Origin of the sequence: Pelagibius sp. (assembly GCF_028281305.1) — a bacterium.
Classification (GTDB): Bacteria; Pseudomonadota; Alphaproteobacteria; order Kiloniellales; family Kiloniellaceae; genus Pelagibius.
On sequence record NZ_JANQKD010000053.1, the window covers coordinates 43,471 to 66,740 of the forward strand.

A 23,270-nucleotide genomic window follows, 5' to 3' on the forward strand; every position below is an offset into this window, starting at 1 on the left:
CGTTTCATGCGAAGAGCCCTCGCGGCCGTCGTGCTCGCCGTCCTTGCCGTGGCCTTTGTGATCTATCCAGACCTGGTAAGGGCATCCGGCGAAGCGCCGTCGGCCCTGAAGGGCCCCTTCGTTGAGAACCTTACCTTCTGGGACCCGCCGTTGCCAGCGCCGAGCACGGCCTTCGAGACCCTGGACGGCAGCCCCCTGGCGCTGCAGGAGTTCAAGGGGGAAGTGGTTCTGGTGAACTTCTGGGCCACCTGGTGTGCGCCCTGTATCCGCGAGATGCCGGGCCTGGAGCGCCTGCACCAGGCCTTCAAGGATCAGGGGTTTCTGGTGATGGCGGTCTCCGAAGACCGCGGCGGCGCGGCGCAGGTCGTGCCCTTTCTGGACCGCCTGGGTTTGAACGATCTGCCGGTTTTTCTGGACCAGTCCGGCGAGCGCCGGGGGGCGCTGGCCCGGGCCTTCAGCCTCAACGGCCTGCCGGCCACCTTCCTGATCGACCGCAACGGCACCGTCGTTGCCGGGATGACCGGCCCGGCGGAGTGGGACTCTCCGGAGGCCATGGAGGTGATCCGCCACTATCTGGCCCAGCCTGCCGAAGGACCTAAAACCTAAGGTAGAGACAACCGAGAATTTTCCCAAATTGCACGGAAAGCTTGTGGTGGGCTTCCACCCTGGCCAAGATAGAGCGTGCCGTCTTTCCAGGCCGCCAGGGTCAGGAGGTGATGTATGCGCAGCAGTGATCGGTGTCTTGGCCGCCCCGTCCCCACAGCTGCCGGGGTGCCGTGGCAAGTGCGATGGGGGGGGCGTTGGCGCCGGCTGCGCCTGGGCCGGCGTTGCGGTCTGGCAGCCCTTGTTTTCGGTCTGCTTGCCTCCGCCGCGGCCCTGGCCCAGGAGCGCCTCGTCTTCGATGTGCTGCGCGACGGCGAGACCATCGGCAGCCATCACTTCGAGTTCGAGCAAGAAGACGAGGCGCTGAAGGTTTCGGTCGAAACGGCGCTGGCGGTGAAGGTGGCCTTCATCACTGTCTCGCGCTACGAGCACAAGCGCGTCGAACGCTGGCGCAACGGGCTGCTGCTCTCCCTGGCCGGGATGACCAATGACGACGGCGAGGAGACCGAGCTTTCCATCGTCCTGAAGGACAAGGAGTACACCCGCACCATAAACGGCCGGGACGAGCAGTTGGCTGCGCCCATTGTCGTTGCGAGCCTGTGGTCCAAGAGCGTTCTCTCCGGCGGCAAGCTGCTGTCGCCGGAAAAGGACGAGGTCTACAGGGTGCGCGCCGATCTGTTGGGCCGCGAGGTGATCACGCTGGAGAGCGGTGACGTCGAGGCGGAGCGCTACCGCCTCAGCGGTCAGTTGAGCCGCGACCTCTGGTACGGCCCCGACGGCAGATTGGTCCAGATCCGCTACGAGCACGAGGGTTCCGTCGTCGAATTCGTCCGCCGCTAAGGCGTTGGCACCGCAGGGTCAGCAGGGCGCTGCCGCACGGGCTGCCAGCAGTCCGGCGGTGGAGGACGCAATGCGGTCCAGGTAGCGGTCATGGCCTTCGATGACCGGTAGGTCCGGATCCGCCTTTCCTCGCGTACCTTGCAGCGCCAGCTGATGGCAGAACCAGTTCAGCACGGCGCCGCGCGGCAGAGCCTCCGCCGGCGGGAAGTCGCGCTCGGGCGCGGGGGTGACGGCAATGTCGCCGGCCAGAAGCTTCCTCGGAAATGCCGGATCGAGAATGAAGGGGCGGCCCATGCCGATCAGGTCCGTTGCATCTTCTGCGAGGGCCTGGCGCATCACCGCGGCTGAGCGGAAACCGCCGGTGACCATGACCGGAATGCCGAGCGCCCTTTTGATATCGCGGGCATAGTCCAGGAAGTAGGCTTCGCGCGCCGCTGTGCTTTGTTTTTGCGTGGCATGCTGGTAGGCGACCGGAGTTTCGAAGGTGCCGCCGGAGATCTCCAGCAAGTCTACGCCCTCGCGCTCCAGCATCCGCGCGGTTTCGATGCTCTCCTCGTGGGTGAAGCCGCCCTTCTGAAAGTCCGACGAATTGAGCTTCGCGGCCACGACGAAGTCCGCTCCGCCCGCCGCGCGCACCGCCCGGATCACCTCCCGCAGCAGGCGGCTGCGGTTCACCAGGGAACCGCCCCAGCGGTCCTTCCGGGTGTTGATGCGCGGCGACAGTGCGGAGCTCAGCAGGTAGCCATGGGCGCCATGAACCTCCACCCCGTCGAAGCCGGCTTCTCGTGCGAGGCGGGCCGTGGCCGCGAAGCGCGCGATGATCGCCTGCAACGCGTCCTCGCTGGCGATCTTCGGTGTGCCGTAACCGGGCAGGTCCAGCGCCCTGTCGGAGATGGACAGCGGCCGCGCGTTGATCGCTGCGGGGGTCTGCCGTCCGCTGTGGGCGATCTGGACCAGGGCCAGGGCGCCGCCGCTCTTGGCCGCCACCGCCAGGCGACGGGTCTTTTCCAGGTTGCTTCTTTCGTCCAGGACGACGTTCGCGGCGTGCTCCAGATGATTGCGCTCGACCGGTGTGTTGCCGGTGATCAGCAGTGCGGCTCCGCTTTGGCCCCAGCGCCTGTAGAGGGCGATCATGCCCTCCGTCGGGTCGTTCCGGGCATCGGCCAGCGCCTCCGACATGGCGGACTTCACGATGCGATTGTTCAGGCGCGCACCGCTGGGCAGCGTCAAAGGACGGTCGATCATGGCTGCGCCTTGGTGAGGGCGTCCCGGAAGGCTTCGGCGAAATCTGCGATGGCCGCCTCGTCGCGGCGGTAGAAGGTCCACTGACCGTGACGTTCGGAGACCACGAGGCCGGCCTGCTTCAGCAGCGCCATGTAGCTGGAAACCGTGGACTGGGAGAGGCCCGCCTTTTCCTGGATGTAGCCGACGCAGACTCCGTCCACCCCGGCATGTTCGGGCAGGGCGGGGGGAAAGTTGCTGCGGTCCTTCAGCCAGTCGAGGATCTGGCGGCGCACCGGATTATTGAGGGCCGTGAGGCCGGCTTGTAAATCCATATATCGAGATATAGCGATATATCGGCACAAATCAAGAGCAACAAGCTTCTCCGGGCTGAATGCCCGCGAAATCCTAAGGTTGCAGTGGGGTCGCACCCCGGTCGTTGCGGTCTGCCGTACTGGCTGGCCGCCGCGCCCGGTCAGCGGGTCGGGACGGGTTCGTCGCCGGAGTAGTCGTAGAAGCCGCGCCCGGCCTTCTTGCCCAGCCAGCCCGCCTCGACGTACTTCACCAGCAGCGGGCAGGGCCGGTACTTGGTGTCGGCCAGGCCGTCATAGAGCACGTGCATGATCGCCAGGCAGGTGTCGAGGCCGATGAAATCGGCCAGCTCCAGCGGTCCCATCGGGTGGTTGGCGCCCAGGCGCATGGCGGTGTCGATGGACTTCACCGAGCCGACGCCCTCGTAGAGCGTGTAGACCGCCTCGTTGATCATCGGCAGCAGGATGCGGTTGACGATGAAAGCGGGGAAGTCTTCCGCGGAGGCGGTGGTCTTGCCCAGCCTCTCGGCCATCATGCGCACGGTCTCGAAGGTCGCCTCGTCGGTGGCGATGCCGCGGATCAGTTCCACCAGTTGCATCAGCGGCACCGGGTTCATGAAGTGCATGCCCATGAAACGCGACGGCCGGTCCGTCACCGAAGCCAGGCGGGTGATGGAGATCGACGAGGTGTTGGTGCAGATGATGGCCTGCGGCTTGATCAGCGGGCAGAGCGCCTTGAAGATCTCGCGCTTGGTCTCTTCGACCTCGCTGGCGGCTTCGATGACGAGGTCGCTGTCGCCGAAGACTTCCAGGCTGCCGCCGGGGACGATCCGCGCCAGGGCGGCGTCCTTGTCGGCGTCGCTGATCTTGCCGCGCTTGACCTGGCGGTCCATGTTGCGCGCGATGATGTCGAGCGCTGCCTTGGCCTGATCTTCCGAGATATCCGAGAGCTTCACGTCATAGCCCGCCAGGGCGCAGACATGGGCGATGCCCGTGCCCATCTGGCCGGCGCCGATCACGCCCACCGACTTCACGTCCGTCGGGCCTTCGGCGGCCGCGTCTTGATCTGCCATCAGTTCCAACTTACCCCGTCCTCATGCCTGATCCGGTCCTTGGTGTTCGCGGTCCCGCTGGGTCCTGCACCGGACCTTCGCCGGCTTCCTGCCGGCTTCGCTGTCGGGCTGTCTCAGCCCAGTTCCTTCTCCAGTTCGGGTACCGCCTGGAAGAGGTCCGCCACCAGGCCGTAGTCGGCGACCTGGAAGATCGGCGCTTCCTCGTCCTTGTTGATGGCGACGATGACCTTGGAGTCCTTCATGCCCGCCAGATGCTGGATGGCTCCGGAGATGCCGATGGCCACATAGAGGTCCGGCGCCACCACCTTGCCGGTCTGGCCGACCTGATAGTCGTTGGGCACGAAACCGGCATCGACGGCGGCACGCGAAGCGCCGACGGCGGCGCCGAGCTTGTCGGCGACCCGCTCCAGCATGGCGAAGTTCTCGCCCGACTGCATGCCGCGCCCGCCGGAGATCACGATCCCGGCGGTGGTCAGCTCCGGCCGCTCCGACTTGGTGAGCTCCTGGCCCTTGAAACTGGAAAGGCCGGCATCGCCGGTGCCGTCGACCGCCTCCACCGCGGCGGAGCCGCCTTCGGCCGCGGCGGCATCGAAGGTGGTGGCGCGGATGGTCAGCACCTTGACGGCGTCGCCCGACTTCACCGTGGCCAGCGCGTTGCCGGCGTAGATCGGACGCACGAAGGTGTCTTCGGATTCGATCGCCGAGATGTCGGAGACCTGCTGCACGTCCAGCAGTGCCGCAGCACGCGGCATCACGTTCTTTCCGAAGGTGGTGGCGGCGGCGATGACATGGCTGTAGCCGTCGGCGAGCTTGGCCACCAGCGGGGCCAGGTTTTCCGCCAGGCCGTGGCCGAAAGCGGCGTCGTCGGCTTTCAAGACCTTGTCGACTCCGGACACCTTGGCGGCGGCTTCGGCGGCGGCATCGCAGCCGGTGCCGGCGACCAGCACGTGGGTTTCGCCGGGCAACTGGCCGGCGGCGGTGACGGCGTTGAGCGTTGCGGGCTTCAGCTCCGCATTGTCGTGCTCGGCGACGATCAGCGTCGACATCAGATCACCTTCGCTTCGTTGCGCAGTTTTTCCACCAGCTCGGCGACCGAGCCGACCTTGACGCCGGCCTGGCGGGCCGGCGGCTCGTTCACGGCCACCACGGTCAGGCGCGGGCTGACGTCGACGCCCAGGTCCGCCGGGGTCATGGTGTCGATCGGCTTCTTCTTCGCCTTCATGATGTTGGGCAGCGAGGCATAGCGCGGCTCGTTCAGGCGCAGGTCGGTGGTCACCACCGCCGGCAGCTTGATGTCCAGCATCTCCAGGCCGCCGTCGACCTCGCGGGTGATGGCGAAGCTGCCGTCGGCCTTTTCGATCTTGGAGATGAAGGTGCCCTGCGGCCAGCCCAGCAGTGCGGCCAGCATCTGGCCGGTCTGGTTGTTGTCGTTGTCGACCGCCTGCTTGCCGAGGATCACCAGTTCCGGGCTCTCCTTCTCGACCACCGCCTTCAGAAGCTTGGCGACGGCCAGCGGCTCAGGGTCCGCATCGCACTGGATCAGGATGCCGCGGTCGGCGCCCATGGCCAGGCCCGTGCGCAGAGTTTCCTGCGCCTGCGCCAGGCCGGCGGAGACCACGATGACCTCGCTGGCCGCACCCGCTTCCTTCAGGCGCACGGCCTCTTCCACGGCGATTTCGCAAAACGGATTCATCGCCATCTTGACGTTGGCGGTTTCCACCCCGCTGTGGTCCGGCTTCACGCGGACCTTCACGTTGGCGTCGATGACGCGCTTGATCGGTACGAGTACTTTCATCGCAAGTCTGCGACCTACCTCTCGGCTAGGAAATGTCAACGAGTCCGGCAGCGGGGTTGCCCAAAAAAGCCCCCAAGCAAGCGCCTGGGCAAGGCCCGGAAACCGGACGGACGAACGCATACATTACTATCTCGCGGTCGCACAATAGGAGTCCGGCCGGGGAGTGTCAACGCCGCGTCAGCCCAGGATTTCCGCCGATAAACCGCGGATGAGGCGCCGGTGAAGCGCCGGTGAAGCGCCAATGTACCGCCGAGTCTGTCTAGCGGTTCGCGCCGGGCACCCAGAGCACGTCGCCGGCGCCCTTGTCGTTCACGTAGCGGCTCATGACGAAGAGCAGATCGGAGAGGCGGTTGATGTAGCGGATCGCCTCCGGGTTGATCGCTTCGGCCTCCGCCAGCGTGGTGATTTCGCGCTCCGCGCGCCGCGCCACTGTGCGGGCCTGATGCAGGAAGGCCGCCGCCGGCGAGCCGCCCGGCAGGACGAAGGAGTTGAGCGGCTCTAGGTCGGCGTTCAGTCGGTCGATCTCCCCTTCCAGCCGGTCCACCTGGGGCGCGGTGATGCGCAGCGGCGGGTACTCCGGGTTCTCCACCTCCGGCGTCGCCAGGTCGGCGCCGAGGTCGAAGAGGTCGTTCTGCACACGGCCCAGAATGGCGTCGACCTCCGGGTCCGGCAGGCCTTGCGTGTGCAGGCGGGCGAGGCCGACGGCGGCATTCGCCTCGTCGACCGTGCCATAGGCGGCAACGCGCGGGTGGTGCTTGGCGACCCGCTGGCCGGAGCCAAGCGCCGTCTTTCCCTTGTCGCCGCCCTTGGTGTAGATGCGGGTGAGCTTCACCATCTGCCGAACTCTCTGGGGTGTTTAGGGTCCAAGGCGTCGGCCCGAAACAAACCGGGCCAGCCCTCCGGACTTCAGTCCTGGGCGCCGGCCAGCACGGCCAGCGCGAAGAGGGCCAGGGCGACGCCCTGGGCGATGACCCGGGCGCGCATCAGCTTGTTGCCGTACTTGGCGTTGAAGTCGCCGCCGCGGGCCATGCCGATGATGCCGGTGGCCAGAACCCCCAGGGTGATCAGCATGGCGATGAGAATGAGAACGAAGAATACGCCTTTCATGCGTCAGACCATAGACCCGCCCCGGGGCGCGGGGCCAGCGAAAATCCGACTGCGGCAGTTTGTCGCGCGCCCTTCGAGACGCAGCCCTGCGGGCCGCTCCTCAGGATGAGGCTTTCATTTCGGCCCTCATCCTGAGGAGGCCCGCCCAATGAGTCGGAAGCGGGCCGTCTCGAAGGATGATGCCCCGTGCCAACTCCGCCCTAGGACCGAAAGCCCTCATCGAATTCCTTCAGCGCCAGCTCTTCTCGGTGTTCTGGGCCGCGCGGATGCGCCAGCCCTCGTCGCCGCGCTGCAGCAGCAGGGTCATGATGCTGCGCGACAGCTTGGTCTTGGTTCCGGCGTTTTGCTGGGCGGCAGGCGCCGCCGCCTGGGCCTGGGCCTGGCCCTGGGGCGGATCGCCGCCGACGATCTTCTTGCCCACCTTGTTGCCGCCCGCTGTGCGCTCAGGAACCGGGACGTGCAGCCGCCAGTCGACCTGCGCCAGCGCCAGGTCCGGGGCCAGGCTCTCCAGCGAGCGCAGTTGGCCCTCCAGCAGGGAGCGGGCGTAGGGCCCGGCGTGGGCGGCGCGGTGGCGCTGGGCGATGGTCTCGCGGTCACGCCACCACAGGCCGTGCACGTTGACGAAATCCGCCTTGTCGCGGAACAGGCCCTCCAGCGCCGTCATGTCGTGGGCATTCCAGGCGTCCTGAAAGGCCGCCACTACGGCCTCCGGTGTTTCCATGTCGGGCGGCTCCTTTTCGATCACTCTGTCCGGCAGCGCTCGCCCTTCGAGACGCGGCCCTGCAGGCCGCTCCTCAGGGCGAGGCCCTTACTCTTCTCCTCATCCTGAGGAGGCCTGTAAAGGCCGTCTCGACCTGCCTTCGCCGAAGCGAAGCCGCTTCGGCTTCGCGCAGGCAGGAGGATGAAGCAGCGGTCTCCTCTCGCTACCGCCGCGCCCTACCGTCTTGCCAGGGCGAGGCCGACGCCGGTGCCGATCAGCAGCGTGCCGGTGATGCCGTGGCGGATGCGGTTGGCCCGGGCGGAGACGAAGAAACGCCTCACGCGGCTGGCCAGGACGGCATAGAGCCCGTCCAGCGTGGTGGCGATGATCACGAAGGCGATGGACATGGCCAGCAATTGCGGGCCCGCCGCCAGCGCCGGGTCGATGAACTGCGGGAAGAAGGCGGCGTAGAACAGGATGGTCTTCGGGTTGGTGATGGCCACCAGCACGCCCTGGCCGAAGACGCCCTTGTGAGACTTCATCGGCGCCACTTCGCCCTGCGCGCCGGCGGTGAACACGGCCCGCCACTGCTTGATGCCGAGATAGAGCAGGTAGGCGACGCCGATCCAGCGCAGCACCTCGAAGAGGCCGGCGGCGACGGCCAGCAGGGTGGTCAGGCCCAGCGCCCCGGCCGCCACCAGGATGGCATTGCCGCTGCTCGCCCCCGCCACCGTCGCCAGCCCGGTGCGCTGCCCGTAGGCCAGCGAGTTGGCGATCACCAGGGTGACGATCGGCCCCGGCATCAGGATCAGCACGGCGGTGGCGAAGAGATAGGCGGCGAAAAGCTCCGGATTGACGGCAAGCATGGGTCTTGTTTCCTGCGTTTGGCGCGGCTGTCGGCATCAGCAAAGACAGGAAACGGAAGACAGGTCCAGCGTTATGTCGGAAAGCGGGCGTGGGGGCTTTGGTTCGGAACTTCGGAGCGGGCTGCCCCATCGCACTCCCCCACACCCAGCTTCGGCTGAACTCATCCTTTGGGTTCGCCAAGCCTGCGCAACCCTCTCCCCTTGCGGGAGAGGGAGGGGAAAGACGCCGGCGCGAAGGAAGCGGTGGTCTGCCTTCAGGCCGAGAGCGGCCTTTGCTTTTCCCGGCAAGGTTGGATCATATAGGTCTCCCGCCAGATGGACCGCCCGCCCCATCGACAGGCCCGCATGTCATCCATCCGGACGCCACAGGAGTTCGTCCCCGTGCTGACGCTTGACCACCTCACCGTGATCGCCCCGACCCTGGCCGAGGGCGTCGCGCACGTGCGCGATTGCCTCGGCCTCGAGGTGCCCTTCGGCACGCGCCACGATTACATGGGCACGCACAATCACCGGCTTCAGCTCGGCGGCACCGTCTATCTGGAGATCGTCGCCCGCGACCCGGAGGGCATCGACCCCGGCCGCGCGCGCTGGTTCGGCCTCGACAACGGGGAGCAGGTGCGGGCGGACTGGGCCGAGGGCCGGCGCCTGCGCGGCTGGGTCGCCGCGACGGAGGACATCGGGTCCCTTGTCTGCGCCCAGGGCACGGTTTTCGGCGAGCGGGTTTCCCTGCCGCCCGCCGCGCCGTCCTTCGACTTCGCTATTCCGGCGGATGGTTCGCTCCCTCTTGGCGGCGCCGCCCCCTCGCTTATCGACCACTGCGGCGAACGCACTGTGATGGCCAGGATTCCCGACCTCGGCGCGCGCCTCCTCTCGCTCACCCTCGAACACCCGGACCCCGCCGCCGTCGAGACGCTCTACCACGCCCTCGCCATCGACCGCCCGCCCGCCGTCGTCCAGGGCCCCCGGCTCCGCTACCGCGCCCGGATCGAAACCCCGGACGGCGTGAAGGAGCTGACCTGAAGCCACGGCGCACCAGCGCCACGACATCCGCACCGGCGCCCTGCTGCTCGCCCTGCCGCTCGCCCTGCCGCTGCTGGCGGCCCACACCTGGAAAGCCGATCCCGCCGCGCCGAGCCACCACCGCAGCGGCGGCCCCTGGCGCAACGGCCGGCGGAGGGAGCCGGATCTGGTCAACAGGTGGCGCGGGGCGGCGGCTTTCCGTTGCGGCCGGACGGGCCTGAGTCCCCGCACCCCTTGCGCGAGGGGGCGGGGGTCCCGACGTGGGAGGGGAGACGGCGCCGGCGCGCCGCGACCCCACGATGGCGCCCGTCACGACGCCGCCGCAACCGGAGAACCCCATGCTGGTCACCCCCAAGCCGCTGTCGGCCTATCCCTGGTTCATCCGCCTGTTCTTCTGGAAGCAGAAGCGCAGCTACGGCAAGGTGCTGGAACCGGGGCTGCTCTGGGGCCGCTCGCCCTGGGTCTTCGCGGCGCTGGCGCTGCTCTACGGGGCGCTGAACCGCCGCGGCTCGCCGCTGGATCCGGCCCTGCGCTCCCTCGTCACCGTGCGCATCTCGCAGATCAACCACTGCGCCTTCTGCGTCGATGTGAACGCGGCGACCCTGGAAAAGAGCGGCGTGGCGGCGGAGAAGATCCAGGCCCTGCACCGCTGGCGCGGCAGTGACGGCTTTACGGCGGCGGAGCGGGCGGCGCTCGACTACGCCGAGGCGGTGACCCGCACGGGGGAGGCCGTCACGCCGGCGATGGCCGCCGCGCTGACCGAGCAGTTCGACGAGGACCAGCGCGCCGAGCTGACCGGCCTCATCGCCTTCCAGAACATGTCCAGCAAGTTCAACGCCGCCCTGGAGGTCCCGCCCCAGGGCTTCTGCCGCCTGCCCGAGGTGACGGTCGACGGGGTCGATGGCGGTGTGGGGGCGGTGGGGGCGGAAGGCGAGAGCGAAAGGAAGAACGCCTGAGCGGCAGGTCCCCTCACCCCGGCCCTCTCCCCAGCGGGGAGAGGGGGAAACAGAGTAGTCCCCTCGCCCCAGCGGGGAGAGGGAGGGGCCCGCGTAAGCGGGAGGGTGAGGGGGGCTTTGGTTCAGTACGAGGGACTGCGCACGGCCTCCGCCATCGCAGTCCCCCTCACCCAGCTTCGGCTAGGCTCGCTGCGCTCGCCAAGCCTGCGCAACCCTCTCCCACCAGGAGAGAGGGGTTTATATGCAGGGGCGAGGCGCTTTTTGGTTCCCTCTCCCCTCGTGGGAGAGGGAGGGGCCCACGTAGTGGGAGGGTGAGGGGGATGCCCCACACACGCCCCGCCCGATGTCATTTCCGGGGCCCGGTTGACGCCCCAGGCGCGATGTTCCACGCTCCGCGCCAGCCTCCTCCACAGTGACGCTTGCGGCGGCGCCCATGGCCCACATCGTTCTCTTCCATTCCATCCTCGGGCTGCGGCCCGCCGAGCGGGAGATCGCCGCCGTGCTGGAGCAGGACGGGCACCGTGTCGTGCTACCCGATCTCTACGACGGCCAGGCCGTCGACGACTACGACGCGGGCTTCCGGCTGAAGGACGCGGTGGGCGATGCCGCCATCGCGGCGCGCGCCCGCGCCGCCGTCGACGCGGCGCCGGAGGACGCGGTGCTCTCCGGCGTCTCCTACGGCGCCTTTCTGGTCGGCAGTTTCTGGGGCAGCCGCCCGCGCATGCCTGCGGCGCTGCTCTTCGCCGGCGTCGCGCCCTGGATGACGCCGCAGCGCCCGGGCCTGCCGGTCGCCGTCCACATCGCCCGGCCCGATCCCTTCGACGACGAAGACTTCTTCGAGGACTGGCAGGACGGCGCGGGCGCCGTGCAACTGGAAGTGCACCGCTACGACGGCGTCGGCCACTACTTCCTCGACCGCAGCCTGCCCGACTACGACGCCGAAGCCGCCGCCCTCTGCCTGGAGCGCAGCCGCGCCTTTCTGGGCGGCCTGTAGACCCCATTGCGGGGTAGCCGCTGTCGGCCCCGGCACTTGCTGGTTGTAGTGCTGGGCCTGCGCGGCTAAGCATGTTCATGTTGGCGATTGCGGGACCGTGCCCGCTCAAGGTTCTGCGCCGATTTGCCTGCATAGAGCGATCCCGGGCCGGCGTGCCGCGTTGAATTCGTCGGGCGGCAGCGCGGCGGAATGCGACTTGGGTAGGATGCATGAGCGTTCGGTCAGCATCGGGTTCCGCGTCGGTTCAGGTCGCGGTCATCGCGATCCTCATCACCGTCGCGACGCTTTCGCTCAGCGATGCGCTGGCCAAGCTGCTGAGCGCGAACTTTCCGCTCTGGCAGATCTTTGCGCTTCGCTCGCTGCTGACGGTTCCCATGATCCTGTTGATCCTGGCGGCCTGGTACCGGAGCGTTTCCTGGCGGCCGCGAAGCTTTCTCTGGGTGTCGCTCAGAAGCGTCTTGATGGTGGCCCAAGCGGTCGTCTACTACATCGCCCTTCCGAAGGTCGAGCTGTCCGCCGTCGCAGCGACAAACTACACGATGCCTCTGTTTGTCTGCATTTTCGCTGCGATCCTGCTCGGCGACCGAGTATCGCCCGTGGTCTGGGCGGCGGTGGGGCTCGGGTTTTTCGGCGTTCTGCTGATCGTTCAGCCGGCGACGGAATCGTTCAACAGCTTCGCCCTCCTGCCGCTGGCGGCTGCAATGCTCGCCGCGCTTGCGAACCTCCTGACCAAAGCCAAGTGCCAGGGCGAACATCCGCTCGTTATCAGCCTGAACCTGAACATGGCGCTCTTGGCGACCGGCTTGGCGGCAACCCTGGTCGGCCTGCTGTGGGTTCAGGACTCCCAGACCTCGCAGATGGTGGCCTACCTCCTGGGAGGCTGGTCGCCCATGGGGCGGAGCGAGTGGATCGTCATCGTCATCATGGCCGTGAGTTTCGTCGTCGGCAGCGTGGGAGCGGCGCTGGCCTATCAGGTCGGCCCTCCGACAACGATCGCGACGCTGGACTTTGCCTACATCGCCTTTGCTCTCATGTGGGGCATGCTCTTTTTCGGCGAATTCCCCAACGCTGCAGCCTTTCTCGGCATTTTCTCGATCATCGCCGCCGGTATTTTCGTCGTCAGGTCCCGGCGGCTCCGGTAACCAGGCGCGGTGATCGGCATAGTGGCTGCGGCAGGCTTGGGCCTAGCCGTCGCCCGCCCTGGCCCAGCCATGCGCCTTCGCGATCCCGCGCAGGCGGGCGCGGACCGAGGCGGCCGCGTCGTTCGCGCCGTGCGCCAGCAAAACTTGCACCGCCGCCCGTTGGGCCGGATGCTGCGCGGCCAGGGCCGCCAGGGCGTTGTAGGTCCAGGCGCGGACGAGCTTGTTGGCATCGCCGCGGTAGGCGGGACCGCGCAGCAGCGCGGACAGCACAGGCGCTTCGTCCTTCGGAACCGCGAGGCCCGGAAAGATCTGCAGCAGGTGCAGCTTCGCCTCCCAGGGAGTGACCTGATGCAGGAGGGCGAGCAGCGCCGCCGTCTGGCGCGCCGAGAACGCCAGACCGTCTTCGCTGTAGTGTTTCAGCAGCCAGGTCGCCGCGCTCTGCTGCCTTTCATCGGGCACGGTGGCCCGCGCGGTCAGGGCGCGGATGACCGCCGCCGTTGGCGCCTGGCGCACGGCAAAAGCTTCCAGCGGCGCGGTGTGCTTGCCGTCGAAGGCGGTCAGCACGATATCAAGACCCTTCATGCTCTGCCTCCGATCCACTCTGTTCCGGCGGCGTCTCCGCCCGCACGAAGCGCGCCGCGGCCAGCAGGCCCAGGGCCGCCAGCGGCAGGCAGGCGAGGAAGATCGCCGCGGCGGCGAAGGCTAGAGCGTCGCCCGGGGTCTGCGGCCCGTTCTCTCCGGCGATGCCCGCGGCGTTGGCGACGATGCCGGCAAAGGCGGCGCCCAGCGCGTAGCCCAGGCGCTGCACCGTGGGAATCGCGGCGGCGGCGCGCTCCACCTCGCCCGGCGGTGCCAGGGCCGTTGCCCGCCGCAGAATGAAGGTCCAGGCCATGCCGAAGCCGGCGCCCTGCAGCATGGCGAAGGCGGCGATCAGCCACAGCGGGCCCTGGGAAACGCTGTAGGCGAGGCCGGCGATGCTGAGGCCGACGAGCGCCATGCCGGTGACGATCAGCACTGGGTCGCGGCGCTCCGGCGCGCCCGACAGCAGCGCCGCCACGGCGGCCCAGGCAACCGCCTCCAGCGCCAGGATGTAGCCGGCCACCAGGATGGGCGCGCCGTGCAGCCGCGTCATGATCAGCGGCCCGTAGATGCTGAGGGCGATGGTCGCCGCGGTGAAGCAGAGGATCATGGTGAGCGCCGCGCCCAGCGGGGTACCGAGCCCGATGGGCCGCTGCGGCAGCAGGCGGTCCCCGCCGCGCGCCGCCTCCAGCCGCAGGAAGACGATGAAGCAGACGACGCCCAGAGCCACGAAGGCGGGCGTGCGCAGCGCGGTGATCTCGATCCCCGCGTAGGCGATGGAGACCACGCCGGCGGAGAGCCACAGCAGGCGGAACACCGGGAAGCGCGTTTCGGCCTTCTGCTCGGCCTTGCGGATGTCTGCCGGGCGCGCGCTGCTTTCCCCGCGCGCCGCGATCCAGGCTGCCAGCAGCACGGCCTGCACGGCGAAGAACCAGAAGCCCAGGCGCCAGGTTGCGAACTCCACGAAGAGGCCGCCGATCAGCGGGCCGAGAAAGGCCGAGACCGCCCAGATCGTGGAAACGGCGCCCATCACCCGCGCCACCAGCCGGCGCGGGAACAGGAGCCCGACGGAAACGAAAGACAGCGCCATCAGGCCGCCGCCGCCGAGGCCCTGCAGCAGCCGCCCGGCCAGCAGCAGCCACATCTCCGGCGCCAGCGCCGACAGCGCACAGCCGGCGGCGAAGAGGCAGGCGGCGGCGGTCATCGGGCGACGGGTGCCGAGGCGCAGCGCGAGCAGACCGCTGGCCGCGCCGGCGACGATGGAGCCGATCTCGTAGAGCGCCACCGTCCAGGCGATCAGGCGGATGCCCCCGATCTCCGCGATGATCGCCGGCATCATGGTGGAGACCAGCAACGCATCGGCGGCATGCAGCCAGACGCCGAGGCAGACCAGCGCCAGCGAGGGGCCGTAGACCCGCGTGAAAACGTCCCGCCAGGGAACGGCGCTGTGTTCGGCATCGACCATGAAGGCCCCATGAAGGCGGCGGAGGGCGGCAGCCGTCAAGATCTCGCCGCCACGCTCCTGACAGCTGGTGACGCGCGTGCTGGGAACGCCCCCGCCGCGCGAAGCCGCCCCACCCCTCCACCCCTTCCGGGGTACTGCGGCTGCGGGGCTAAACAATTCATCCGGGCGCGGCTAGGATGCATCCCTGGGGGCGAGTCGCGGCGCCGAATCGGGGGGCAGGCGGCGGAAAGGGTGGGGGACGATGACAGCCGGCTTGCTGGCCTTTCTCACGGTCTTGGTCATTCTCGGGAAGTTCCTCGACTTTCTCTTCGGCGAGAAGGGCGACGCGGAGGTGCGCCGCCGCCTGGAGGAGATCGCCGACGACATGCCGCAGGTCGCATCAGCCCACGGCGATTATCCGCGGCGTGCGGCGGCGGCCGTGGAGGTCTTCCTCGACCGCTACTTCGGGGACCTGCTGTCGCGCCGCGCCGTGCTGCACTGCCTGTACTTCAGCGGCACGGTGACCTGCCTCATCACCCTGCTGGTCATCCTGACCGACGAGGCCCTGCCCGGCTTTCTCGAGCAGCCCGGCGAGCGGGAACCGCAGGGACTGACCATCGCCTTCGTGTTGGTGCTGACGGCCAACTTCCTGGTCGACTTCTGCTCGCTCACCGCGACCCGCGTGCTGCTGCGCCGCACCCTGCGCGCGGCGGCTCACTGGATCTGGTACCTGGTCGGCCTGCAGTTGCTGCTGTCCTATCTCTTCGTCGTGATGGCGATGAACCTCACCTTCTCGGGCATCATCTTCGCCCAGGGCATCGCCGAGGGATACTTCGCCAACACCCTGGGCCGGGGCGACATCGCGGGCTTCCTGGGCGAGTCCCTGGCCGCCTGGGCGATCCTCTTCGACAGCTACACCCTGGAGAGCTACTTCAAGCCGGTGCAGACGGGCGAGATGCTGGCCATCGGCTCCACCAACCTGCTGGTGTTTTCCCTGACCGCGGCGCTGCCGTCGATCCTCTATGCCGTCACCATGGCCGTGGCGGCCCTGCTGGAAACCCTGGACTTTGCGATCGGCGGCTTCCTGCGCCGTCTTCTCGACCGGCTGGCCGAGCACGAACGGCCGGTGTTCCTGAACCTTGCGCTCGGCACGGCGGTGGTGATTCCCGCCGTCAAGGCGCTGGCCTGAGGGGCCCGGCATGCGTGCGCCCTTCCTCGTTCTGGTCGGCGTCATCGGCATCTATGCCCTGTCCCGCGACCTGCCCAACCTGGATGACGTTCTGGCGCTGTACCGCGCCCCGGCGGCAGAGGACAGCGTCTCCGGTGCCGAGGTGTTCCGCAAATGCGCGATCTGTCACTCCCTGGTGCCGGACGACCACCGCATCGGCCCATCGCTGCATTGCGTCGTCGGGCGCAAGATCGCCGCGGTGAAGGGCTACCGCTACTCGACGGCCATGCGCGCGGCGCAGATCGACTCCGCCTTCGGCAGCTACGAGCCGGAGACCTGGACGCGGGAAACCCTCACCGCCTACGTGATGGATCCGGTGCTGACCTTCGGCAACACCCGCATGCCGTTTCCCGGGTTTCTGGCAACCGAAGCGGACGAGGATCTGCTCGACGTGACCGCGGCGCTGATCGATCATCTGGAGCAGAGCTGCGATGCGGCGCCCCATGCGCTGATCGCGCTGGAGCGCTCGGCATCCGGCGCGGGCGAGGGGCTGGGCTGCATGACCATCGCCAGGCGACCCTCGCATGCGGCCTGCCAGGAACTGGCGGAGAGCCTGCGCGCCGGCGACAGCGGAGAGGCCTCGAGCCTGCCGACCCTGGCCTGCGTGCCGCCCGGTCGCCTGGCCTGCGGCGGAGACGGCGCTGCTGGCGATGCGGCCCTTGCCACCACCGACCGCTAGCTCCTGCCGGTATTGCCGTGCCCAGGCTGCCTGCAGTGCGCCGCGGGCCTTGCTTCGAGCCGTCGACACGGACTTGCCCGTCGCGGCGGCGCGATGCTAAGGCGCTGGGGCCGCGCTGCGTTCCGACAGGAGAGTTCGCTTTATGGAATCCCTCTCCGGCCTCGCCTGGGTCCAGGCCGATGTCTTCTGCGAGGCCCCGCTGGGCGGCAACGGCCTTTGCGTGTTCCGCCCCGACCGTTCCCTGGACGACGACATCATGCTGCGTCTCACCCAGGAGATGCGGCAGTTCGAATCGATCTTCCTCTTTCCTGAAGGAGACGACGTCCGCGCGCGCATTTTCACGGTGGAGGAGGAACTCGACTTCGCCGGCCATCCCCTGCTGGGCGCAGCGGCGGTGCTGCACGACGCGGCCCCTGCAGCGGGCGAACGCGCGGCCTGGCGCATCAGGCTGAACAGCCGCAGCGTCATGCTTTCGACCCGGCGCCTGCGCGACCGCTTCTATGAGGCGGAGATGGATCAGGGCGTTCCGCTCTGGGGGCGGGAGGCCGAAGGGGCCGCGCGGGCGGCGGTCCTGGAGGGATTGGGCCTGACCGAGGCGGATCTGATGCCGGGGCTGCCCCTGGGCATGGTCTCCACCGGTCTCGACTACCTCATCGTGCCGGTGACGCCACAGGGTCTGGCGCGGGCCGCCATCCGTGTCGACGACTTCGAGGCGCGGCTGGAAACCCTCGGCGCCAAGTTCGCCTATCTGCTGGACACGGCGAACGCCGAAGGCCGCACCTGGGACAACCTGGGCGCCGTCGAGGATGTCGCCACCGGCAGCGCCGCCGGCCCCGCCGGCGCCTATCTGCACCGCCACTGCGGCGCGCCGCAGGCGATCACCCTGCGCCAGGGCCGCTTCGCCGGACGGCCGAGCCGCCTCTCCGTCACCATCGACGGCGACAGCGGCGCCGTCACCGTCGGCGGCGGCGTCGCCCTGCTCGCCGAGGGACGGTTCTACTGATTTGCTGAGCCAGACTGCTAACGCGGGGTCGCGCCAGCACACACTCACCTGTCACCCCGGACGTGATCCGGGGTCCATGGTTCCGCGCGCTGGGTCTGGGCGCTCATCCAGCGCTGCGTTCACCCCCCTCCCGACCTCCCCCCATCAAGGGGGGAGGGGATTCTTTAGGTCGCCTCAATAACACCCCCTCCCCCTTCGATGGGGGAGGGTCGGGGTGGGGGTGACTCCCTTTCCGCACAAAGCTGTCTGGCGCTCACAGGCTCTTGCTCGATCTCCGGCGTCAGGCGCTCAGCCCAGATTGATGGAGACGCCGCCGTCTACAAGCTGGGCCGTGCCGGTGATGAAGCTGGCGGCGTCGGAGGCCAGGTGCAGCACCGGGCGGGCGATCTCCTCCGGCTCTGCTATGCGTTTCAGGGCGTGCAGGTTCTCCACGAAGGCGCGTGCATCCGAGTCGCTGCTCGGCGCCATGTCGGTGGCGGTGCCGCCGGGCAGGACCGCGTTCACCCGAATGCCCTGGGGGCCGAGCTCGGCGGCCAGTGCTTTTGTGAAGCCGATCAGCCCCGCCTTGCTGGCGGCATAGGCGGCCATCCCCGGCAGGCCCGCGGCGGTGTGGCCGACGAAGCTGGAGGTGAAGAGGAGGGAGCCGCCGCCGCGCGCCAGCATCGCCGGCACCTGGTACTTTGCGCCCAGGAAAGCGCTGGTGAGATTGGTGTCGAGGGTGTCGCGCCAGTCGTCGAGCGTCATCGCCCCGACCGGCCCGATCTTGCCCAGGGCGCCGGCGTTGTTGAAGGCGATGTCGAGGCCGCCGAAGCGGCCGCTTGCGGTCGCAACCAGAGTCTTGGCAAGCGCTTCGTCCTTCACGTCGCCGGAAAGCGCGACCGCTTCGCCGCCCGCTTCGGCGATCTCGTCCACCAGGGCGTCGAGTTCGGCCTGGCGCCGTGCCGCGACGATGACCTTTGCGCCTTCCGCTGCGAAGAGTTTCGCGGTGGCGCGCCCGATGCCTGCGCTCGCCCCGGTGACGATGGCGACCTTGCCGGCAAGTGTGCTCATGGTTCCTGTCCTTCTGTCCTCTGTGCCTCTGGCCGCGTGTTCGGCCGCGGCGGGACAGATGACAGAACGGGCCCGCGCGTTCTCTCCGGAACTTGCGCTGGTACTCCTACTTCCTCGGTGTCTTTTCAGGCTTTGAATGTCACCCCGGACTTGATCCGGGGTCCATCGTGGGGACAGCCTCGGTGCTTGCCCAAAAGAGACCCTGCCCGCGGAACCATGGATCCCGGATCAAGTCCGGGATGACGGATGAGAAAGCGGTGACGGCCGTGCGTTCTGGAAGACCGCTACAGCAAGGACAGTCCGACACCGCCCAGTGCCATCAGGACCACGACGGCCCAGGGCGGCGCCTTCCAGGCCATCAGCAGCACGAAGCCTGCGAGCGCCAGGGCGAAGTCGCCGGGCGTGCGCACGGTGCTGGTCCAGATCGGGTCGTAAAGCGCGGCGCCGAGGATGCCGACCACGGCGGCGTTGGTGCCGGCCAGCGCGGCCTGGGCAGTCGGGCGCGCGCGCAGAGCGTCCCAGAAGGGCAGGGTGCCCAAGAGCAGCAGGAAGCCGGGCAGGAAGATTGCCACCAAGGCAATGGCCGCCGTCACCAGCCCGGCGGGCACCGGCGCCATCACCGCACCCAGGTAGGCGGCGAAGGTGAACAGCGGCCCCGGCACCGCCTGGGCCGCGCCGTAGCCGGCGAGGAAGGCTTCGCCGCTCACCCAGCCCGGCGGCACCACCTCGGCCTGGAGCAGCGGCAGCACTACGTGACCGCCGCCGAAGACCAGCGCCCCGGCACGGTAGAAGGCATCGAAGACCGCGAGTTCCGGCGCGGCGACGGCCAGCACCAGCAGCGGCAGGCCGAAGAGCAGCGCGAAGAACGCGGCCAGCGAGACCAGCCCGGTCCGCCGCGAGAGCGAAAAGACCAGCGGCCGCGCAGATTGGGCGCCACCGTTGCGGCAGAGCGCGAGCCCGGCGAGCCCGCCGAGGACGATGGCCGCCACCTGGCCGAGCGCACCGCCGGCGAAGACCACGACCGCGACGGCGGCCAGCGCGATGGTCGCGCGCTCCCGGTCCGGGCAGAGGCTGCGGGCCATGCCCCAGAGCGCCTGGGCGACCACGGCGACGGCCACCAGCTTCAGGCCCTGCAGCAGCCCGGCGGCGGTCGGCCCGGTGAGGCTGGCGGCGCCAAGGGCGAAGAGGATCAGCGCAATGGCCGACGGCAGGGTGAAGGCGGTCCAGGCCGCCGCGGCACCCAGCGGCCCGCCGCGCATGAGGCCGAGGGCGAAGCCCACCTGGCTGCTGGCGGGCCCGGGCAGGAACTGGCAGAGCGCCACCAGGTCGGCGTAGGCCTGGTCGTCCAGCCACCTGCGCCGCGCCACGAACTCCTCGCGGAAGTAACCGAGATGGGCGATGGGCCCGCCGAAGGAGGTGAAGCCCAGCTTCAGGAAGGCGCCGAAGACCTCCCCCGCCGAGCCGCGCCCCGCGACGGGTCTCTCAGTTCTGTCGGGTGGGGACGACTCCGTCGGCGCGGTCATGGGCAGAGGTCCAGGCAGTGCAAAAGGGCCGCACTATGTCCGATCCTCCATGACGCTGTCGACCGTGCTTCGAACTAATTCCGCCCGGACAGCAACCCCCTTGCGATCACCTGGGCCTGGATCTCGGCGGCGCCTTCGAAGATGTTGAGGATGCGCGCGTCGCAGAGCACGCGGGAGATCTTGTACTCCTCGGCATAGCCGTTGCCGCCGTGGACCTGCAGGGCGTTGTCGGCGTTGGCCCAGGCGACGCGGGCGCCGAGCAGCTTGGCCATGCCGGCCTCGATGTCGCAGCGCCGGTCCGAGTCCTTCTCGCGCGCCGCGAAGTAGGTGAGTTGGCGGGCCATCATGGTCTCCACCGCCATCCAGGCGAGCTTGCCGGCGACGCGCGGGAAGGCGAGGATCGACTTGCCGAACTGCTGGCGCTCCTGGGCATAGTTTAGGCCCAGTTCCAGGGCCGACTGCGCCACGCCGACGGCGCGCGCCGCGGTCTGGATGCGCGCCGACTCGAAGGTCGCCATGAGCTGCTTGAAGCCCTGGCCCTCGACGCCGCCCAGCAGGTTCTCCGCCTTCACTTCGAAGCCGTCGAAGGCCAGTTCGTATTCCTTCATGCCGCGGTACCCGAGCACGTGGATCTCGCCGCCGGTCATGCCCGCGGCGGGGAAGGGGGCCTCGTCGCTGCCGCGCGGCTTCTCGGCCAGGAACATGGACAGGCCGCGATAGCCCGCCTCGTCCGCGTCGGTGCGCGCCAGCAGGGTCATCAGGTCGCTGCGCGCGGCGTGGGTGATCCAGGTCTTGTTGCCGGTGATCGCATAGGTGTCGCCGGATCGTTCGGCGCGGGTGCGCAAGGACCCGAGGTCGGAGCCGGTGTTGGGCTCGGTGAAGACCGCTGTCGGCAGGATCTCGCCGGAGGCGAGCAGCGGCAGCCACTTTTCCTGCTGCGCCGAGGTGCCGCCGAGGCGGATCAGTTCGGCGGCAATCTCGGAACGGGTGCCGAGCGACCCCAGACCGATGTAGCCGCGCGACAGTTCCTCCGTCACCACGCACATGGCAAGCTTGCCGAGGCCGGCGCCGCCGAAATCCTCCGGCACCGTCAGGCCGAAGACGCCGAGCTCGGCCAACTGCTGCACCACCTCCAGCGGGATGAGGTCGTCCTTGCGGTGCCATTCGTGGGCGTCCTCGATGTGATCCTCGGCCACCTTGCGGAACTGGTCGCGGATCATCTCCAGGGTCTCGTCGGCCAGGCCCGCTTCGCCGAAGTGTCCCTCGGCCAGATGGGCGGCGATGCGCATGCGCACGGCGTTGCCGTTGCCGCGCTCGGTCAGCGCCTGCACGGCGGGGACATAGATGGCGTGGATGTCGTCGTCGCTCATGCCCAGATCGGCGGGGCGCAGCACCTCCACCTGGCTGAGGGCGATGCCGCCCCAGAGCTGGTTCAGGTATTCGCCGAAGGCGGCCTGGAGCATCAGGTGTTCCAGCTCGCCGAACTGCCCGGCGGCCTCCAGCCGCTCGGCCCAGGCCAGCATTTCCTTCAGCGCGGCGACGTAGGTCGCCAGCCAGGCATAGCCGTGGGCGGCGAACTGCTCGCGCTCCAGCAAGCCGGCGTCGACCTTGCCGCCCGGCGCCACCAGCCCCGCCACGGCACGCCGCGCCGCCTCTCCAAAGGTCTCGGCAGCGCTCAGCGCCTCGGCGCAGGTGGCGAGCAGGTTTGGCAGAAGAACGCTGTCTTCTGTTGCATGCTGAACTGCGGCCTCGGTCATCGTCACCCTCTTCAGTGTTGTCGTTCAGCCCGTCTTTCGGAACCACCGACGTTCATGCTTCGAGACGCCCGCTGCGCGGCCTCCTCAGCATGAGGTCTTCTCTTGATCCTCACCCTGAGGAGTGCTCGCCAGAGCGCGTCTCGAAGGGTGCCGCACCCGCACCGACCTAACCCTTCCCCGCCAGGGCGATGCATTCGATCTCGACGCGGGCGCCGAGGGCCAGGCCTTTCACCTCGACGCCGGAGCGCGCCGGCAGGTGGCCGCCGAAGAACTCCCGGTAGACGTCGTTGAAGGGCTGGAAGTCCTTCATGTCGGTGAAGAACACGGTGCACTTTACGACGCGGTCGAGGGAGGAGCCGGCGGCCTCCAGGGCGGCACGCAGATGCTCCAACGCCTGCTGGCCCTCGGCCTTGATGCCGCCCTCCACCAGCTTCATCTCGCCGGCGATATTGCCGATCTGGCCGGAGGTGAAGACGAAACCGCCGGCCCGCAGAGCCGCCGAGAACGGCAGCTCCGACGGGACCGCGTCGGTGCGGAAGGTCTCGAGGTCAGGCATGGGCGCGGCCCTTTTCGCATGGGTTCGGGGCCGGTCAGCCTACTCCTCCGCTTCCGCGTCTTCCAGGGTGCGCAGGCCGGGCCGCTTGGACTGCACCAGCACCGCCATGTTCCCCGGCTTGTGTTCGTTGTTCATCATCTTGGTGTGGGCGCGCGGAATGTCGCGCCAGGAAAAGACCTCCGACATGCAGGGGTCGATGCGCCGCTCCACCATCAGGGCGTTGGCCTGGCTGGCCTGCATCAGGTTGGCGAAGTGACTGCCCTGAATGCGTTTCTGGCGCATCCACACGAAGCGGGCGTCGAAGGTGATGTTGAAGCCGGTGGTGCCGGCGCAGAACACCACCATGCCGCCGCGCTTGACCACGAAGCAGCTCACCGGGAAGGTCGCCTCGCCCGGGTGTTCGAAGACGAAGTCGACGTCGTTGCCCTTGCCGGTGATCTCCCAGATCGCCTTGCCGAAGGCGCGGCACTTGCGCATGTAGTCGCCGAAGCCCTCGCCGTTGACCGGGGGAAGCTGGCCCCAGCAGTCGAAGTCCTTGCGGTTGATGACGCCCTTGGCGCCCAGCGACATGACGAAGTCGCGCTTGTCTTCGTCCGAGATCACGCCGATGGCGTTGGCGCCGGCCGTGGCGATCAATTGGATGGCCATCGAGCCGAGGCCGCCGGAGGCACCCCAGACCAGCACGTTGTGGCCGGGCCTGAGGATGTGCGGGCGGTGGCCGAAGAGCATGCGGTAGGCGGTGGCCAGCGTCAGGGTGTAGCAGGCGCTCTCCTCCCAGGTCAGATGCCGCGGGCGCTGCATGAGCTGGCGGTCCTGCACGCGG

General features: G+C 68.7%; 25 protein-coding genes. 9 read left to right on the top strand and 16 right to left on the bottom strand.

Annotation, left to right across the window (positions count from 1 at the left end; all coding sequences use genetic code 11):
• Positions 1-6 precede the first annotated feature (6 nt).
• Both Q0982_RS12155 and Q0982_RS12160 read left to right on the top strand, forming a co-directional pair.
• Positions 7-606, top strand: a complete 600-nt coding sequence (locus Q0982_RS12155) for a TlpA disulfide reductase family protein (protein ID WP_299395819.1) — start codon at positions 7-9, stop codon at positions 604-606.
• Positions 607-783: 177 nt separating this feature from the next.
• Positions 784-1,443 carry a DUF6134 family protein gene (locus Q0982_RS12160; protein WP_299395821.1) on the top strand — a complete coding sequence of 220 codons (660 nt, stop codon included), beginning with the start codon at positions 784-786 and terminating at the stop codon, positions 1,441-1,443.
• Between the two features lie 18 nt (positions 1,444-1,461).
• On the opposite strand, the gene Q0982_RS12165 is transcribed toward Q0982_RS12160, so the two are convergent.
• From Q0982_RS12165 to Q0982_RS12205, 9 genes are all read right to left on the bottom strand, one after another.
• The gene (locus tag Q0982_RS12165; protein ID WP_299395824.1) at positions 1,462-2,688 is read right to left on the bottom strand and encodes an NADH:flavin oxidoreductase/NADH oxidase family protein; all 1,227 of its coding nucleotides are present in this window, start codon (positions 2,686-2,688) and stop codon (positions 1,462-1,464) included.
• Positions 2,685-2,999, bottom strand: coding sequence for a helix-turn-helix transcriptional regulator (locus tag Q0982_RS12170; protein WP_299395826.1), 315 nt, complete (start codon positions 2,997-2,999; stop codon positions 2,685-2,687). Before Q0982_RS12170 ends, Q0982_RS12165 begins: the two co-directional genes overlap by 4 nt.
• Positions 3,000-3,139: 140 nt before the next feature.
• The gene (locus Q0982_RS12175) at positions 3,140-4,048 is read right to left on the bottom strand and encodes a 3-hydroxybutyryl-CoA dehydrogenase (RefSeq protein ID WP_299395829.1); all 909 of its coding nucleotides are present in this window, start codon (positions 4,046-4,048) and stop codon (positions 3,140-3,142) included.
• A gap of 113 nt (positions 4,049-4,161) precedes the next feature.
• Positions 4,162-5,094, bottom strand: coding sequence for an FAD-binding protein (locus Q0982_RS12180; protein WP_299395832.1), 933 nt, complete (start codon positions 5,092-5,094; stop codon positions 4,162-4,164).
• Entirely contained in the window at positions 5,094-5,843 is a 750-nt protein-coding gene (locus tag Q0982_RS12185; protein ID WP_299395834.1) for an electron transfer flavoprotein subunit beta/FixA family protein, read from the bottom strand. The genes Q0982_RS12180 and Q0982_RS12185 overlap by 1 nt, the downstream gene beginning before the upstream one ends.
• Positions 5,844-6,102: 259 nt before the next feature.
• Positions 6,103-6,678 carry a cob(I)yrinic acid a,c-diamide adenosyltransferase gene (locus tag Q0982_RS12190; protein ID WP_299395837.1) on the bottom strand — a complete coding sequence of 192 codons (576 nt, stop codon included), beginning with the start codon at positions 6,676-6,678 and terminating at the stop codon, positions 6,103-6,105.
• Positions 6,679-6,749: 71 nt separating this feature from the next.
• Positions 6,750-6,950 (bottom strand): twin transmembrane helix small protein, encoded by a 201-nt coding sequence (locus Q0982_RS12195; RefSeq protein ID WP_299395839.1) that lies wholly within the window; start codon positions 6,948-6,950, stop codon positions 6,750-6,752.
• Between the two features lie 229 nt (positions 6,951-7,179).
• The gene (locus tag Q0982_RS12200; protein ID WP_299395842.1) at positions 7,180-7,671 is read right to left on the bottom strand and encodes an SgcJ/EcaC family oxidoreductase; all 492 of its coding nucleotides are present in this window, start codon (positions 7,669-7,671) and stop codon (positions 7,180-7,182) included.
• Positions 7,672-7,886: 215 nt separating this feature from the next.
• On the bottom strand, positions 7,887-8,516 hold the full coding sequence (locus Q0982_RS12205) for a LysE family translocator (protein WP_299395844.1): 630 nt from the start codon (positions 8,514-8,516) through the stop codon (positions 7,887-7,889).
• Positions 8,517-8,897: 381 nt separating this feature from the next.
• On the opposite strand from Q0982_RS12205, the gene Q0982_RS12210 reads away from it, so the two are divergent.
• The 4 genes from Q0982_RS12210 (at position 8,898) to Q0982_RS12225 (ending at position 12,628) form a co-directional block, all read left to right on the top strand.
• Positions 8,898-9,536, top strand: coding sequence for a VOC family protein (locus Q0982_RS12210; protein ID WP_299395847.1), 639 nt, complete (start codon positions 8,898-8,900; stop codon positions 9,534-9,536).
• A gap of 260 nt (positions 9,537-9,796) precedes the next feature.
• The gene (locus tag Q0982_RS12215) at positions 9,797-10,492 is read left to right on the top strand and encodes a carboxymuconolactone decarboxylase family protein (RefSeq protein ID WP_299395849.1); all 696 of its coding nucleotides are present in this window, start codon (positions 9,797-9,799) and stop codon (positions 10,490-10,492) included.
• 433 nt (positions 10,493-10,925) lie between these two features.
• Entirely contained in the window at positions 10,926-11,486 is a 561-nt protein-coding gene (locus Q0982_RS12220; protein WP_299395852.1) for a dienelactone hydrolase family protein, read from the top strand.
• A gap of 209 nt (positions 11,487-11,695) precedes the next feature.
• Positions 11,696-12,628, top strand: a complete 933-nt coding sequence (locus tag Q0982_RS12225) for a DMT family transporter (RefSeq protein ID WP_299395855.1) — start codon at positions 11,696-11,698, stop codon at positions 12,626-12,628.
• A 42-nt stretch (positions 12,629-12,670) separates the two neighbouring features.
• Here Q0982_RS12225 and Q0982_RS12230 read toward each other — a convergent pair whose 3' ends face one another.
• The gene (locus Q0982_RS12230; RefSeq protein ID WP_299395857.1) at positions 12,671-13,210 is read right to left on the bottom strand and encodes a hypothetical protein; all 540 of its coding nucleotides are present in this window, start codon (positions 13,208-13,210) and stop codon (positions 12,671-12,673) included.
• Positions 13,197-14,711, bottom strand: a complete 1,515-nt coding sequence (locus Q0982_RS12235; protein WP_299395859.1) for an MFS transporter — start codon at positions 14,709-14,711, stop codon at positions 13,197-13,199. Before Q0982_RS12235 ends, Q0982_RS12230 begins: the two co-directional genes overlap by 14 nt.
• Before the next feature lie 202 nt (positions 14,712-14,913).
• Between Q0982_RS12235 and Q0982_RS12240 the strand changes: the two genes are divergently transcribed.
• The 3 genes from Q0982_RS12240 (at position 14,914) to Q0982_RS12250 (ending at position 17,561) form a co-directional block, all read left to right on the top strand.
• A complete protein-coding gene (locus Q0982_RS12240) occupies positions 14,914-15,840 on the top strand; it encodes a hypothetical protein (protein WP_299395861.1) in 927 nt (308 codons plus the stop codon).
• 10 nt (positions 15,841-15,850) lie between these two features.
• Positions 15,851-16,558 carry a cytochrome c family protein gene (locus Q0982_RS12245; RefSeq protein ID WP_299395862.1) on the top strand — a complete coding sequence of 236 codons (708 nt, stop codon included), beginning with the start codon at positions 15,851-15,853 and terminating at the stop codon, positions 16,556-16,558.
• A gap of 142 nt (positions 16,559-16,700) precedes the next feature.
• Positions 16,701-17,561 carry a PhzF family phenazine biosynthesis protein gene (locus tag Q0982_RS12250; RefSeq protein WP_299395863.1) on the top strand — a complete coding sequence of 287 codons (861 nt, stop codon included), beginning with the start codon at positions 16,701-16,703 and terminating at the stop codon, positions 17,559-17,561.
• A gap of 288 nt (positions 17,562-17,849) precedes the next feature.
• On the opposite strand, the gene Q0982_RS12255 is transcribed toward Q0982_RS12250, so the two are convergent.
• The 5 genes from Q0982_RS12255 to ccrA form a co-directional block, all read right to left on the bottom strand.
• Complete coding sequence (locus Q0982_RS12255) at positions 17,850-18,611, bottom strand: SDR family oxidoreductase (RefSeq protein WP_299395864.1); 762 nt, start codon at positions 18,609-18,611, stop codon at positions 17,850-17,852.
• Positions 18,612-18,895: 284 nt separating this feature from the next.
• A complete protein-coding gene (gene chrA / locus Q0982_RS12260; RefSeq protein WP_299395865.1) occupies positions 18,896-20,134 on the bottom strand; it encodes a chromate efflux transporter in 1,239 nt (412 codons plus the stop codon).
• A 74-nt stretch (positions 20,135-20,208) separates the two neighbouring features.
• On the bottom strand, positions 20,209-21,891 hold the full coding sequence (locus Q0982_RS12265) for an acyl-CoA dehydrogenase family protein (RefSeq protein WP_299395874.1): 1,683 nt from the start codon (positions 21,889-21,891) through the stop codon (positions 20,209-20,211).
• Between the two features lie 166 nt (positions 21,892-22,057).
• Entirely contained in the window at positions 22,058-22,447 is a 390-nt protein-coding gene (locus tag Q0982_RS12270) for a RidA family protein (RefSeq protein WP_299395876.1), read from the bottom strand.
• Between the two features lie 39 nt (positions 22,448-22,486).
• Positions 22,487-23,270 (bottom strand): crotonyl-CoA carboxylase/reductase (gene ccrA / locus Q0982_RS12275; RefSeq protein WP_299395877.1); only part of this gene is annotated, 784 nt, incomplete at its 5' end.

Bases quoted from the DNA above. Each gene is read 5' to 3' on its own strand.
- Q0982_RS12190 (WP_299395837.1), bottom strand. From the start codon at position 6,678: ATGGTGAAGCTCACCCGCATCTACACCAAGGGCGGCGACAAGGGAAAG.
- Q0982_RS12230 (WP_299395857.1), bottom strand. From the start codon at position 13,210: ATGAAGGGTCTTGATATCGTGCTGACCGCCTTCGACGGCAAGCACACC.
- Q0982_RS12265 (WP_299395874.1), bottom strand. From the start codon at position 21,891: ATGACCGAGGCCGCAGTTCAGCATGCAACAGAAGACAGCGTTCTTCTG.
- Q0982_RS12205 (WP_299395844.1), bottom strand. From the start codon at position 8,516: ATGCTTGCCGTCAATCCGGAGCTTTTCGCCGCCTATCTCTTCGCCACC.
- Q0982_RS12185 (WP_299395834.1), bottom strand. From the start codon at position 5,843: ATGAAAGTACTCGTACCGATCAAGCGCGTCATCGACGCCAACGTGAAG.
- Q0982_RS12165 (WP_299395824.1), bottom strand. From the start codon at position 2,688: ATGATCGACCGTCCTTTGACGCTGCCCAGCGGTGCGCGCCTGAACAAT.
- Q0982_RS12220 (WP_299395852.1), top strand. From the start codon at position 10,926: ATGGCCCACATCGTTCTCTTCCATTCCATCCTCGGGCTGCGGCCCGCC.
- Q0982_RS12240 (WP_299395861.1), top strand. From the start codon at position 14,914: ATGACAGCCGGCTTGCTGGCCTTTCTCACGGTCTTGGTCATTCTCGGG.
- Q0982_RS12180 (WP_299395832.1), bottom strand. From the start codon at position 5,094: ATGTCGACGCTGATCGTCGCCGAGCACGACAATGCGGAGCTGAAGCCC.
- Q0982_RS12170 (WP_299395826.1), bottom strand. From the start codon at position 2,999: ATGGATTTACAAGCCGGCCTCACGGCCCTCAATAATCCGGTGCGCCGC.
- Q0982_RS12175 (WP_299395829.1), bottom strand. From the start codon at position 4,048: ATGGCAGATCAAGACGCGGCCGCCGAAGGCCCGACGGACGTGAAGTCG.
- Q0982_RS12155 (WP_299395819.1), top strand. From the start codon at position 7: ATGCGAAGAGCCCTCGCGGCCGTCGTGCTCGCCGTCCTTGCCGTGGCC.
- Q0982_RS12195 (WP_299395839.1), bottom strand. From the start codon at position 6,950: ATGAAAGGCGTATTCTTCGTTCTCATTCTCATCGCCATGCTGATCACC.
- Q0982_RS12245 (WP_299395862.1), top strand. From the start codon at position 15,851: ATGCGTGCGCCCTTCCTCGTTCTGGTCGGCGTCATCGGCATCTATGCC.
- Q0982_RS12200 (WP_299395842.1), bottom strand. From the start codon at position 7,671: ATGGAAACACCGGAGGCCGTAGTGGCGGCCTTTCAGGACGCCTGGAAT.
- Q0982_RS12225 (WP_299395855.1), top strand. From the start codon at position 11,696: ATGAGCGTTCGGTCAGCATCGGGTTCCGCGTCGGTTCAGGTCGCGGTC.
- chrA (WP_299395865.1), bottom strand. From the start codon at position 20,134: ATGACCGCGCCGACGGAGTCGTCCCCACCCGACAGAACTGAGAGACCC.
- Q0982_RS12250 (WP_299395863.1), top strand. From the start codon at position 16,701: ATGGAATCCCTCTCCGGCCTCGCCTGGGTCCAGGCCGATGTCTTCTGC.
- Q0982_RS12270 (WP_299395876.1), bottom strand. From the start codon at position 22,447: ATGCCTGACCTCGAGACCTTCCGCACCGACGCGGTCCCGTCGGAGCTG.
- Q0982_RS12255 (WP_299395864.1), bottom strand. From the start codon at position 18,611: ATGAGCACACTTGCCGGCAAGGTCGCCATCGTCACCGGGGCGAGCGCA.